Origin of the sequence: Campylobacter troglodytis (assembly GCF_006864425.1) — a bacterium.
Classification (GTDB): Bacteria; Campylobacterota; Campylobacteria; order Campylobacterales; family Campylobacteraceae; genus Campylobacter_D; species Campylobacter_D troglodytis.
Map to the genome: position 1 here is coordinate 1 of NZ_QHLI01000066.1, position 13427 is coordinate 13427.

The 13427-nt window shown below is 38.6% G+C and carries 8 protein-coding genes, 2 tRNA genes and 3 rRNA genes; 1 reads left to right on the forward strand and 12 read right to left on the reverse strand.

Annotated features, from left to right (window positions below; translation table 11 throughout):
* Positions 1-235: 235 nt before the first annotated feature.
* The 7 genes from DMC01_RS16830 to rrf all read right to left on the reverse strand — a co-directional run bounded on the left by DMC01_RS16830 (position 236) and on the right by rrf (position 4378).
* Positions 236-442, reverse strand: coding sequence for a hypothetical protein (locus tag DMC01_RS16830; RefSeq protein WP_427846126.1), 207 nt, complete (start codon positions 440-442; stop codon positions 236-238).
* Between the two features lie 211 nt (positions 443-653).
* The gene (locus DMC01_RS16835) at positions 654-833 is read right to left on the reverse strand and encodes a hypothetical protein (RefSeq protein WP_427846127.1); all 180 of its coding nucleotides are present in this window, start codon (positions 831-833) and stop codon (positions 654-656) included.
* Between the two features lie 268 nt (positions 834-1101).
* Positions 1102-1962 (reverse strand): beta-1,4-N-acetylgalactosamyltransferase, encoded by an 861-nt coding sequence (locus DMC01_RS10815; protein WP_142694229.1) that lies wholly within the window; start codon positions 1960-1962, stop codon positions 1102-1104.
* Positions 1963-2044: 82 nt separating this feature from the next.
* Positions 2045-2359, reverse strand: coding sequence for a hypothetical protein (locus tag DMC01_RS10820; RefSeq protein ID WP_142694230.1), 315 nt, complete (start codon positions 2357-2359; stop codon positions 2045-2047).
* A gap of 207 nt (positions 2360-2566) precedes the next feature.
* Positions 2567-2800, reverse strand: coding sequence for a hypothetical protein (locus DMC01_RS10825; RefSeq protein WP_185908877.1), 234 nt, complete (start codon positions 2798-2800; stop codon positions 2567-2569).
* Positions 2772-4223 (reverse strand): DUF262 domain-containing protein, encoded by a 1452-nt coding sequence (locus DMC01_RS10830; RefSeq protein ID WP_142694232.1) that lies wholly within the window; start codon positions 4221-4223, stop codon positions 2772-2774. The genes DMC01_RS10825 and DMC01_RS10830 overlap by 29 nt, the downstream gene beginning before the upstream one ends.
* A gap of 38 nt (positions 4224-4261) precedes the next feature.
* Positions 4262-4378: ribosomal RNA gene (gene rrf / locus DMC01_RS10835) — 5S ribosomal RNA — on the reverse strand.
* Positions 4379-4531: 153 nt separating this feature from the next.
* Here rrf and DMC01_RS16060 point away from each other — a divergent pair.
* Positions 4532-4663: a hypothetical protein gene (locus DMC01_RS16060; protein WP_282432307.1), complete on the forward strand. Its 132-nt coding sequence runs from the start codon at positions 4532-4534 to the stop codon at positions 4661-4663.
* A 143-nt stretch (positions 4664-4806) separates the two neighbouring features.
* Here DMC01_RS16060 and DMC01_RS10840 read toward each other — a convergent pair.
* The 5 genes from DMC01_RS10840 to DMC01_RS10860 all read right to left on the reverse strand — a co-directional run bounded on the left by DMC01_RS10840 (position 4807) and on the right by DMC01_RS10860 (position 11907).
* A 23S ribosomal RNA gene (locus tag DMC01_RS10840) occupies positions 4807-8464 on the reverse strand.
* 735 nt (positions 8465-9199) lie between these two features.
* Positions 9200-9276, reverse strand: a tRNA-Ile gene (locus tag DMC01_RS10845).
* Between the two features lie 56 nt (positions 9277-9332).
* Positions 9333-9408: transfer RNA gene (locus tag DMC01_RS10850), tRNA-Ala, on the reverse strand.
* A 263-nt stretch (positions 9409-9671) separates the two neighbouring features.
* Positions 9672-11184: ribosomal RNA gene (locus DMC01_RS10855) — 16S ribosomal RNA — on the reverse strand.
* The 16S, 23S and 5S rRNA genes sit together here with 2 tRNA genes alongside, the layout of an rRNA operon.
* 483 nt (positions 11185-11667) lie before the next feature.
* On the reverse strand, positions 11668-11907 hold the full coding sequence (locus DMC01_RS10860) for a ComEA family DNA-binding protein (protein ID WP_142694233.1): 240 nt from the start codon (positions 11905-11907) through the stop codon (positions 11668-11670).
* Between the last annotated feature and the right edge of the window lie 1520 nt (positions 11908-13427).

Sequence of the window (13427 nt, forward strand, 5' to 3'; positions counted from 1 at the left end):
AGTTTTTTGAATTTAGAGTGTGTTTGATTTAAATTTAAGTTTCTTTCTAAGTTATCAAAGAAATGAGGCTAAATTTAATTTAGCTCAAGATACTTTAATGGGATTTTGGCTTATCGATTTAAGCAAATTTTGATGAGAATATTGCTTTAAATGTTTCGTCTTAATTTCTGTTAAATGAAGGATAAAATTTTCTTTTTTGTGCTCTTAAATTTAGCAAGTTTAAATTTCGCAAAGCTTATTTTACTACGCAGTTACAAGACGAGTTACACGAAGCAAAAAAGTTCACAATTTCGTTTATGTGCTTGTATCCCTTTGCAAACTCGTTTTTGTTTGCTTTACAAGGTCTTGAGCCTTTGTTCTTTCTTGCAAAGTGAGGGGGACTAGCATTGTAAAAATCCACCAAGGCATCATAAGCTTTGAAGCTTTTCTGTAAATCTCGCATTCGTTCAGCTTTGCAAAGTCCCTTATGATAGTCAGTAGCTCTTTGGCAGAGCAAGTGTTTTAGCGTATAAACTCGTGCGATTGCATTTTAGCATACCTTCTTGCAAAGGGACGAGTGCGTAGCACGAAGTAAAAACACAGGCGTTTTTTTCCAGCCCCACGCCCACGCTTACCACGCACTCTTTTTGCCCCTTCTGCTAGCAGTTACTAGCCTAGCATTGTAAAAAATAACTCTCATCAACTTTAAGCTCAGAACTCATTTTAGAGATTTTTTCACACTCTTTGGCTATTAAAATGCGAATTTCCAGCAAAATTCTATTCGCACAAACACGAGAAATTTTGCAAATTTCGGCGATTTTTTTCGCCTCTAAATCAAGGTAAAAATACTTCAAAATTTCCCTAAATTTCTTTTCAGAAATTCGGGAACGGACTATGTATTTGTTTTTCATAGGTGCAATCATAACTTAAAAACCTTTCAATTTGGTTTAAGTTTAATTGAGCCTTTTGTTTTATTCGTTATTCAAAATACACTTAATATGTGAATTTTTGGCAAATCTGTAAAAATTTATAGATTTTTAAAAAACTATAAAAACTCAAAAACCCACAAAATCATTTAAAAAATTCACCGAATTTTACAGCCTTTGGGTTCTTAATTCTCACTCAAGGCTTTTCATAATTTGCCTTGTCCCAAGCGAAGTTATCATAAATTTGCAAGATTTTTGTCTCATCAAGTAGGGCTGGATCTATGCGAGTGCCGACTAAATCGCTTTGGCGGATTTCATCAAGGGTAAAAGCATTTGCAAACCACTCATCATTTGCCTTTCTCACATCAGCTAGGAAGGCTTTTTGGTGCTTGATTAGAGGAAAGTGGTAGTTGTTTAGCTCGGTTAAATAAAAGCTTTGCCGTCTTGAAACCCTAAGGTGTTCATAATGCAATTCATCGCCAACCTTGCCACCATCCTCAAAACATAAGCCCTCGTTGTAAATCAGCCAATGATCATAGCCCTTGTTCAAAAAATCCCCTTGCAACCACTCGTGTATATACTTGCCAACTCGCACTTGGCGTTCTTTTATGAGTATATCAAGGCGTGCTATGGCTACTGCTTCGTAAGGCTTTTTTGGCAGGTAAAAGCTCTTGTATAGGCGTTTGGCGTCATAAATGTGGTCGCAGTCGATTTTGATGAGCCACTGCTTTTTGGGGATTTGAGCTAGGGCGAAGTTGTAGTAGTGGTAAAGCCTATTTTCTAGGGCTTTGGGATTACGAATTTCAATGTGGTGTGGGTATTTGGCAGGGGTGAAGCTTGGATATTTTGCACAAAAATCTAAAATGATTTCCTCACTGCCGTCCGTGCAGTCATTGTAGGCTATGACACCTCGCTGAATGGCTGGCAAAATGCTATCTAAACACGCTTTAAGCGTAATTGCCTCGTTGCAAACCCTTATGAAAGCCCAAGGATTTAGTGGGGATTTGGGGTTTTTGGCGTTTTCGTCAAAGTCGAAGTAGCCGTGATGGGTGCAGATAGCGGAATGCTGAGCGTTGAAAGCGGATTTGTCTTTTGAGTTTGTGCTTTGAGATGCTGTGTTTTGGGTAGAGCTTTGCTGATTAGAACTTAAATCCCCCCCCCGTCATTGTTTTATGAGAATTTGTTAAAATTTGCTTGAATTCAGCGTTTATCTTTGCGTAATTTGGCAAGATTTTCGCATTTTGCTGTATAAAATACTCGTTTTCATAAGCGTTGATTTTGGCTAAAATTGCCTTTGGTAAATGGCTATCTACTTCGTTTAGTAAAACCACCTTGCTTTGAATTTTTTCAAAAAGAAGCCGTCTTATCTTAATGCGAAGATTTGTTATGGGGATAAGATTGCAAAGAAGTTGCAGCAAAGCCTTTTGAGTGCGAAAAATTATATAATCAAGCATTTAAAACTCCTTTGTCAAAAATCATATGTCAAAAATTATAGCTTAACACAAAATTGTTATATTTTTCTTAACTTGGAATTATGCAGTTTTATGAGAGGTTTTTTTGGATGGAAAAAATACAAAGCACAAGTATGATACTGTAAATCACACTTGTGGATTTTATAGTGTTTTTAGAGTGTTTTATATTACTTGTTCGTTTTCTTGGATTTATATTCTTTTTAAAATTTCATCAGCTATTTTTTCAGCTCGTTTTTGCAAAAATATGTCGTAATTATCTTCTAAAATTCCAAAGGTATCAAAATCTATCAAATGCGTTTTTAAGTCATCTTTTAAATTAGGATTTTCGTTTTGAAATTCTGCAATATATTTTTTAGGCTCTTTGTCTTTTATTTCTCGCTTATTTAGATAATCATCAACAAGCGTGATAATTTGCCAATGCATTTGCAAATTCATCTTGCTTTTGTCTCTTTAAATACGCTTTGGGGAAAAAGTGATGATAATTTTTTGCATCAGAGCTTCGCAACCAAGAGTTATCTAATCTTACTAAATTAGAATTTTTAAAACTTCGTGGTTCAAAATAAGCCAATATACACAAAACAGCCTTGTTAAAAGCATTAGAAACAGAAAAATCTTTTTTTAGTATATCAACAAAATATTCTTTGCTTGTGTTTTGCATTGATACTTTTTTATCCCAATCTATTTCTTCGCATTTTTTTATTTTGTTTATCAGCTCTATATCTTGCGTTAGTGTTGTATCAGAAGATGATGAAAATCTCCAAGAAAAAGCATTTCTAAAAAAATATTTACTAAGTTGTTGTGATTGAATCTTATTTGCTGGTTTTAGTTCATTTATGCGAAAAAAATATGCGAGCACAACTAATAATGCTGAATATGGCAATAAGTTTGAAGCAGGAATCTTTAAATAACTTCTCATAAATTCTATTGCAATTTTTAAAGCTTCTATTGACTTATCCCATTCATTTATAAAATCATCTTTTTTAATGGATAAAATTCCATCCCTTTTGGCACTTTTCTTTAAAAATAATCCTATAAGTTGCAATGTAATTATTGGGTCTTTGGCTATGGATTCATAGCTTACATTCTCTAATTCCTCTCTCAATTCTTTAAATTTTTCCTCTAAATCAAATCCGCCATCGGTGTAAATTTTTGCATTCATTATTTCAAAAAGCGTTAATTTTGTGCCACTTGTGTTGATTCTCGTAAAAATATCAACGATTTTTGAGAAAGACGAATTTTCTACTTCTATGGTAGAAAATTCATAGGTCTTTATGCGTTCTTTCAGCACCTCACATTTTAAAGCAAGTGTTTCACCAAGTTTTTTGCTGATTTGAAGCAATGATACATTCATTAAATCATAAAAGCTAATAAAATTTTCATTGTTATTTTCAGCGTCATCGCTTATTAAATTAACTCGCTCATCTTGCTTTTTTATCACGCAAATTTCATCATCGCTCTCAATATCCTTGCTTAAATCAATGCAAATGTTCCTATAATCCACATTCTTTTTGATATGAATTCCCTTAATAGCTAAAAACAAAGAAGTAATGCGTTGTTGCCCATCTAAGACATAGTAAATGTATTCATTTTGTGGAACTTCCTTAAAAAACACACTGCCTAAACTCTTTGTAGCCTTTAATCTCTCGGTATTTGTTCGCCACAAAATAAAGCTGCCTATTGGAAAACCTTTGAGTATGCTGTCAATCAATTTTGCACTAGCATCTAAATTCCAAACAAAATCTCTTTGGAATTTAGGGATTTGATAAATACCGTTTTCAATATTTCTTATAATGTCATCGTACTTTCGCGGTATGGGCTTGGGCTGTTGAATAGTGTTTCCTTGCAAATAACAAAGGGTGTTTTATATAAAATAGAAAGAAACAAAGTCCGCGATGAGCTACTTTCCCCCTGCCAGTAAGGCGTAGTATCATCACCCACGATGTGCTTAGCTTCTTGGTTCGAGATGGAGCAAGGCGTTTCCACATCTGTATAATCACGGACATTGTTATTTAAACATTTTTTTGCTTTTGCTGTCTTTTTTGAGCTTTTAAAAATGCTTAAAAAACAATGTTTGTGGATTTTATTAAGAGTTTCGCAAATTTTAAAGCAATTTTGTGAATTTTTGCCTTGAATTTAAGATTTATTTTTTGGATTTTGGATTGCTTTGCAATTATCCACCCCCAAACTCCCTCCGCAAGGGATGGGGCTTTTCACGCTTTTTTAAAGCGTGAATTTGGATTGCCACGACTTGACAAGGTCAAGTCTCGCAATGACGAAATTTTGTGAATTTTTGTGGATTTTAGCACAGACTAAAAATGACACAAACTCCCACATTCCGTCCTCCGTATTCTGTTACATAAATCTTAACAAGGAAGTGATGCTTACCAAATTTTAAGGCTTAAAATTCAAATTTCAGCCAAAATTCAGTATAAAATAAGCCAAACGCTCTATTAGTACTGGTCAGCTAAAAGCCTTTCAGCTCTTACACACCCAGCCTATCAAAGTGCTAGTCTAGCACAGAGCTTAGAGAAGATTCATCTTAGAGTTGGCTTCACGCTTAGATGCTTTCAGCGTTTATCCTATCCAAACTTAGCTACGCTGCGATGCTCTTGGCAGAACAACAGCTACACCAGTGGTTTGTTCAACCCGGTCCTCTCGTACTAGGGTCAAATCTCTTCAATCTTCTTACGCCCACGGCAGATAGGGACCGAACTGTCTCACGACGTTCTGAACCCAGCTCGCGTACCGCTTTAAATGGCGAACAGCCATACCCTTGGGACCTGCTCCAGCCCCAGGATGCGATGAGCCGACATCGAGGTGCCAAACCTCCCCGTCGATGTGAGCTCTTGGGGGAGATCAGCCTGTTATCCCCGGGGTACCTTTTATCCTTTGAGCGATGGCCCTTCCACACAGAACCACCGGATCACTAAGACCGACTTTCGTCTCTGCTCGACTTGTGTGTCTTGCAGTTAAGCTGGCTTATACCTTTATACTCTGCTTGCGATTTCCAACCGCAATGAGCCAACCTTTGTAAGCCTCCGTTATTATTTGGGAGGCGACCGCCCCAGTCAAACTACCCACCAGACATTGTCCTACTTGCGGATAACGCAAGCTAGTTAGCTACCCAAATAAGAAAGAGTGGTATCTCAACGATGGCTCCGCATAAACTAGCGTCTATGCCTCAACGCCTCCCACCTATCCTGCACATTCTTATCCAAGCAGCAGTGTCAAGCTGTAGTAAAGGTCCACGGGGTCTTTCCGTCTTGCCGCGGGTAGGAGGAATTTTCACCTCCACTACAATTTCACTGGATCCCTCTTTGAGACAGCTCCCATCTCGTTACGCCATTCATGCAGGTCGGTATTTAACCGACAAGGAATTTCGCTACCTTAGGACCGTTATAGTTACGGCCGCCGTTTACTCGGGCTTCGATCAAGAGCTTCGCTAATGCTAACCCCATCAATTAACCTTCGAGCACCGGGCAGGCGTCACACCCTATACATCCTCTTACGAGTTAGCAGAGTGCTGTGTTTTTGGTAAACAGTCGGGAGGGACTCTTTGTTGTAAGTTTCAAGGCTTTCGGAGTAAATCCTAATACCTTGCGAACCACACCTTATACCGAAGATACGGTGCTATTTTGCAGAGTTCCTTAAAGAGAGTTCTTCCACGCGCCTTAGAATACTCATCCCACCCACCTGTGTCGGTTTACGGTACGGGCAACATTGACTAAACTTAGAAACTTTTCTTGGCTCGACAGCATCAGGGGTTCTTCCATCCATCCGAAGACTTCAAAAAGCCTTTCAGCTCTCGGTGTAATGCTTCGCGGATTTGCCTACGAAGCCACCTACGACCTTAGACTAGCACTACCATCCGCTAGCCCCCCTAGCTCTAAGCGTCCTTCCATCGCACATCAATGTTGGTATAGGAATATTAACCTATTTTCCATCGCATACCCCTTTCGGACTTTGCTTAGGACCCGACTAACCCTACGATGACGAGCATCGCGTAGGAAACCTTGGGTTTTCGGCGAAGGGGATTCTCACCCCTTTTATCGCTACTCATGCCTGCATGCTCACTTCTATCCGCTCCACCACTTCTTGCCGATATAGCTTCAACGCAAATAGAACGCTCTCCTACCACAGTGCCTATGAGTATTCATACTTTGGCTTGTCTTTTTGGCTCTTTTTGCGGAGCTAACTTTTCGCTTCGCTCACGCACGCCAAGTGCGCTACGCTCGCTCAAAGTGTCGCAACCCCAAAAATAGCTCAAAAATACTTCGCCATCCTCGTTCCTTGTAGAAATTCAGCTTAAAATTCAGCATTTTGAAAAATTTAAGCGAGTATTTCGGATGAGAAATCAATGTTGTGCAGATTTTTTTAGGTTGAGGCTAGCCATTTAAGGCTGCCGATTTGAGAAAAAATCAAACTCATTGATTTATCGCCGAAAGACGAGCGTAGTATAAATAATCATAGACACTATCTACAGCTTCGGTACTTACTTTAGCCCCGTTATATTTTCCGCGCAAAATCACTAGACCAGTGAGCTATTACGCTTTCTTTAAAGGATGGCTGCTTCTAAGCCAACCTCCTGGTTGTTTAAGTAACTTCACATCGTTTTCCACTCAAGTAAGATTTTGGGACCTTAACTGGTAGTCTGGGTTGTTTCCCTCTCGACGACGGATTTTATCACTCGCCGCCTGACTGCTGTGATACCATTAGAGGTATTCGGAGTTTGATAGGGTTTGGTACATTGGTGTATGCCCTAGCCCATTCAGTGCTCTACCCCCTCTAATTACTTCACAACGCTATACCTAAATATATTTCGGAGAGAACCAGCTATCACGAAGTTTGATTGGCCTTTCACCCCTATCCACAAGTCATCCAGGGGCTTTTCAACGCCTATTGGTTCGGTCCTCCACTAGCTCTTACACTAGCTTCAACCTGCTCGTGGATAGATCACTTCGTTTCGGGTCTGCAGCATCTGACTTAATCGCCCTATTCAGACTTGCTTTCGCTACGGCTTCGGGTTTCCTTAACCTTGCCAGACACCACAACTCGCAGGCTCATTATGCAAAAGGCAGTCCATCACCCTTGTGAATTCCTTTGAAGAATCATTGAATTTACATGCAATTTTTGTGGGAATTTAAAAAATTCATAACCCACAAGCCTTGCATAAATTTTTTAGAATTGCTAATTGCTCGTTATTTTAAAATTTATTTAGAATCTTTTAAATTCTAAATAAATACCAAGCAACTATCATTCTACCTTATTTCTTGCCACCGCTGGATTGTCCTCCACCAGACTTTCCGCCACCGGATTTTCCACCGCTAGATGGAGCATTGTTGCCTCTGCCTCCACCACTAGGCTTTCCTGTGCCAGATGGAAAACCAGCTCCATTTGGGTTGCTAGAAGGTTGTCCCTTACCCATAATTTTTCTCCTTTCAATCAAAATTACGAGAAATATGGGCAAAGGGGAGGACTCATAAAACGAAAATCCCCCCCCCTTAAATTCCTCAAAGGAACTCACAATAGGGCTCTGAATGATTGTAAGCAAATGGTTTCAGGTTCTATTTCACTCGGCTCACCGCCGTTCTTTTCACCTTTCCCTCACGGTACTTGTGCACTATCGGTGTAATAGTAGTATTTAGGGTTGGAGAGTGGTCTCCCCAGCTTCGGACAAAATTTCTCGTGTTCCGCCCTACTCAGGATACTGCTAGCTGAAATTCGCTTTTCGCATACGGGATTATCACCCTCTTGGATTGTCCTTTCCAGAACATTCTGCTAAGCTCATCTCTTGCACGATGCAGTCCTACAACCCCTGATGCAAGCATCAGGTTTGCCCTCTTACGCTTTCGCTCGCCGCTACTAACGCAATCTCTATTGATTTCTTTTCCTGAGGGTACTAAGATGTTTCAATTCCCCTCGTTCGCTCCATTATGGTAGCGTGTATCTCTACACGCTGGGTTGCCCCATTCGGAAATCTACGGCTCAAAACTTCTTGACAGCTCCCCGTAGCTTATCGCAGTCTAGTGCGTCCTTCATCGCCTCTATTACCCAAGGCATCCACCATTCGCTCTTCGTAGCTTATACCTTTTTAAAATCTGTTTTTTGCAAAACAAATACACAATGTGGCTTTAAAAAAGCCTTGCCATTTAATGTGTTTTGATTCTAAAACGCATCACTTCCTTGTTAAAATTTATGATTAAACCCCTTCGCATTTAAGACGGAAAGCATTCAACGCTCTATCCAAGCAGATAAAGCCCTAGTGTTGAATTTTTAGCATAAAGCTAAAATGCGGCGGATTTATCTTTTAACAAGTTCAGTAAAATTGTTTTTAAAACTTGCTTGTAACTCTTAACAATGATAAATCAAAGAACATTAAATTCAGTTTAAGGCTGAATTTATTAGGCTAAAAAACCTAAGATAAAAGAATTCTTTTGCTGAATTTTTTTGGATTTTGCAAATTTATTTTTTGCAACTTTAAATTCAGCCTTGCTTGAATTTAAATTTGATATTTTCTCAAATTTAAATTTAGCTTTTGAAAGCTTTAAATTTAAATTCGCTTGAATTTTGCTTTTAAATTCAGCATTTAGCTTGAATTTTTGTTGAAACTCACAAAAAAATTCAACTTTAAATTCAAGTTTGAATTTAAACTCAAAAAATCGCTTTGAATTTTGTGAATTCTTTGTTTGAACTCATTAAAATTCAGCCTTAAATTCAATTTCGCCTTGAATTTAAGCCCTTAAATTCACGCAAATTCAATCTTTGAATTCCCTTAGCTTAGGTTTTTATTTTCAAATCTTTGTCATAAGACTGACTTCTAAGTGGTGGGACTAGGGGGACTTGAACCTCCGACCTCACCCTTATCAGGGGTGCACTCTAACCAGCTGAGCTATAGTCCCATAAAACAAAGCACAACCGATTTTAGTATTCTATAATCCGTGTTCTGTTTTCTGTATGGTGGAGAATAGCGGGATCGAACCGCTGACCTCCTGCGTGCAAAGCAGGCGCTCTCCCAGCTGAGCTAATTCCCCGTTTCGGAGAACTGATTACGGAAAACGGAATTTTGCTTTGAGTTTAAATAAAATCCTAAATCTTGCACGAATTTAGGTTTAAATTCAAAAAATTCACGCCTTTAAGCTAAATTATCGTGAATTTATCCAAAAATTCAACATAAATTCAGCTTTTAATCCAAAATCTGCTCTCTGTATATCTGTCAATCTTTGAAATCTAAATAAGGATAAATTGAGCCTAAAATTTGAGTGATAGTTGTGAGACTTATCACTTTGTACTCTAGAAAGGAGGTGATCCAACCGCAGGTTCTCCTACGGTTACCTTGTTACGACTTCACCCCAGTCGCTGATTCCACTGTGGAAAGTAGCTGATTTAGCATCCCCGCTTCGAGTGAAATCAACTCCCATGGTGTGACGGGCGGTGAGTACAAGACCCGGGAACGTATTCACCGCAACATGGCTGATTTGCGATTACTAGCGATTCCGGCTTCACGCTCTCGAGTTGCAGAGAACGATCCGAACTGGGACATATTTTATAGATTTGCTCCACCTCGCGGTATTGCGTCTCATTGTATATGCCATTGTAGCACGTGTGTCGCCCTAGGCATAAGGGCCATGATGACTTGACATCGTCCCCACCTTCCTCCTCCTTACGAAGGCAGTCTCCTTAGAGTGCTCAGCCGAACTGTTAGCAACTAAGGACGAGGGTTGCGCTCGTTGCGGGACTTAACCCAACATCTCACGACACGAGCTGACGACAGCCGTGCAGCACCTGTCTCAACATTCTAGCAAGCTAGCACTCCGCTATCTCTAGCAGATTTGTTGGATATCAAGCCTAGGTAAGGTTCTTCGCGTATCTTCGAATTAAACCACATGCTCCACCGCTTGTGCGGGTCCCCGTCTATTCCTTTGAGTTTTAATCTTGCGACCGTACTCCCCAGGCGGTATGCTTAATGCGTTAGCTGCATTACTGAGATGACTAGCACCCCAACAACTAGCATACATCGTTTAGGGCGTGGACTACCAGGGTATCTAATCCTGTTTGCTCCCCACGCTTTCGCGCCTTAGCGTCAGTTAAGTTCCAGCAGATCGCCTTCGCAATGGGTATTCTTGGTGATATCTACGGATTTTACCCCTACACCACCAATTCCATCTGCCTCTCCCCCACTCTAGCTTATCAGTTTCCCAAGCAGTTTAGAAGTTAAGCTCCTAGATTTCACAAGAGACTTGATAAGCCGCCTACGCGCCCTTTACGCCCAGTGATTCCGAGTAACGCTTGCACCCTCCGTATTACCGCGGCTGCTGGCACGGAGTTAGCCGGTGCTTATTCCTTTGGTACCGTCAAAATTCTTCCCAAAGAAAAGGAGTTTACGCTCCGAAAAGTGTCATCCTCCACGCGGCGTTGCTGCGTCAGGCTTTCGCCCATTGCGCAATATTCCCTACTGCTGCCTCCCGTAGGAGTTTGGACCGTGTCTCAGTTCCAATGTGACTGATCATCCTCTCAGACCAGTTAAGCGTCATAGCCTTGGTAAGCCATTACCTCACCAACTAGCTGATACTATATAGTCTCATCCTTTGCCGAAAAACTTTCCCACTATAACTTGTGTCATAGCGGAGTATGGGGTATTAGCACTCATTTCTAAGTGTTGTCCCCCAGCCAAGGGCAGATTAACTATACCTTACTCACCCGTGCGCCACTAATCCACTTCTAGCAAGCTAGAAGCTTCATCGTTCGACTTGCATGTATTAGGCACGCCGCCAGCGTTCACTCTGAGCCAGGATCAAACTCTCCATAAAGTTGAAGTGTTTAATCTTTTTTTCAAAAGAAATTTTGTGAAATTCACGCTTTTCGTGCGGTTTGTAAAACCACATTTTGTGCGGTTACAAAACTCGCCACACTTTAAGGCAAATCCCACTTGTGAAATTCACGCTTTTTGCGTTTTCGTAGGGTTTTAATGCCCCACTTTCAACGCTTTTGCTTGCTTTCGCAAACTCGCAAAGTTGCTAACAGCGTAAATCTCACTCTGGCTCAACTTAATCACTTATTTAGATTTCAAAGATTGACTAAGATTTGAAAATTAACAATGATAAATCAAAGAACAAAGCTTAAAAGCTAAGACATTACTAAAATACTAGATTTAAACTTCTTTTGTGTTTTTAAAGATAAAATTGTATATAAAATAAACTTAGAATAAGCTTAAAAAATATAAAATATACAAAAAATTTTTAAAAATCAAAAATTTAAAAATTCAGCCTCAAATGATAAGCTATTTTAGATCTTTATTGCACAACAATGTCATCTTTAATGTCATTAAAGATCTTGTCGCCTATGCCCTTAACCTTTTTAATATCGTCTATGGTGGTAAAATTTTGGTCTTTGCGGTAATCAATGATCGCCCTAGCCTTGCCTTCACCGACACCTTTGAGGGATTTAAGCTCTTCAATGTTAGCTGTGTTGATATTTACAGCGGCAAACAAACAGCCAAACCCCACACATAATAGCACTAAAAGCCTTTTCATCTTTGCTCCTTTCTATGAAATTTTAAAATGAAAGAAAGATTATCTCATAAAACGGTAAAAATTCATTAAACGGTTCAAAACATTTATAATTTTTTAAATTCTCTAACATTTTTTAAAATATTCTCAAATATTTTCAAATTTATTTCAAAATTTTTCTTTAAATTCAGCAAAGGCTTGAAATTTAGCTAAATTTCGTGGTTTTTTGTCATTATAAAGTGTGAATTTATAGATACTTCGCCACTTTTTATGATTGTAAGTTCTAAATTTTCTTCAAAAATTCAGCTTGTTTGAATTTTTACCTTTAATTTATCTTGGCAAGCCTACCTTAAGCAGATTTATTCTTATCAACTTTATAAATTTTGATGAGAAAAAAATTAGATTTTTTCACCTTTAAATCAATGCTTTTGAAAAAATTATAGATCAAGTATCGTAAAAAACACTTCGCCCTTTCCCCAACTTTAACCCAAAGAAAAATATTTAAGCTAGCCTTTATCAAGCTTTTATCTAATGCTAAATTCAAGCTCATAAACACTAAAAACACAGTCATTCAAAGCATAGTGAAAAATCTCAAAATTCAAAGAGATATTTCGGCTACGCCTCAATATGACAACCATACTTTTGTCATTCAAAGCGATGAGGAAGGGATTAGCTTAAAGCTAGGTTCAAGTGAAGTGAAACTAAAAAATGATAAAATTGTCTTAAAGGGTAGTGTGAAGGTGGAAAAATAAGGGCAGTGTGAGAAAGATAGTAGGGACAGTGTGGGAAAGATAGGGTAGTGTGAGAATAGCGTAGTGCGAAAATGGAAAAATAGTAAGCTTATTATGGGAAAAAGAGCAGAGTAAATCCTAATGTTAGTATTGGAAAAACAGCAAGCGTGGTGTGGGAAACATAGTGTAGTGTTAAAGTAGAGAGATAATAAGGGTAGTGTGAGAGTGAAAAAATAGCATAGTGTAAAAAGTAGAAAAATAGCCTAATGTAAAATATAGAAAAATAATGTAGTGCGAAAGTAGAAAAATAGTAAGCTTGGTATGGGAAAAATAATAAGGGCAGTGTAAGAAAAATAGCAGAGCAAATCCGTTAGTGTGCAAAAAAGAGCCTAATGTAAAAGTAGAAAAATAGCAGAGGTAGTGTGGAAAGATAGCAAGGTCAGTGTGGAAAAAACAGCAGAGCAAATCCTAAGGATAGTGTGAGAAATATAGCATAGTGTAAAAAGTAGAAAAATAGCCTAATGTAAAATATAGAAAAATAATGTAGTGCGAAAGTAGAAAAATAGTAAGGGCAGTGTAAGAAAAATAGCAGAGTAAATCCTAAGGATAGTGTGAGAAATATAGCATAGTGCGAAAGTGGAAAAATAACATAGCGTAAGAGTAGAAAAATAGCAGAGGTAGTGTGGGAAAGATAGCAAGAATAGTATTAAAATGGAAAAACAAATGACTCTAGCTTATATACGCAAGCATAGCAATATAAATGATAGGTATGAGTGGGATAGATTTTTCTACCTTGATAAAGAGGTTTTATCT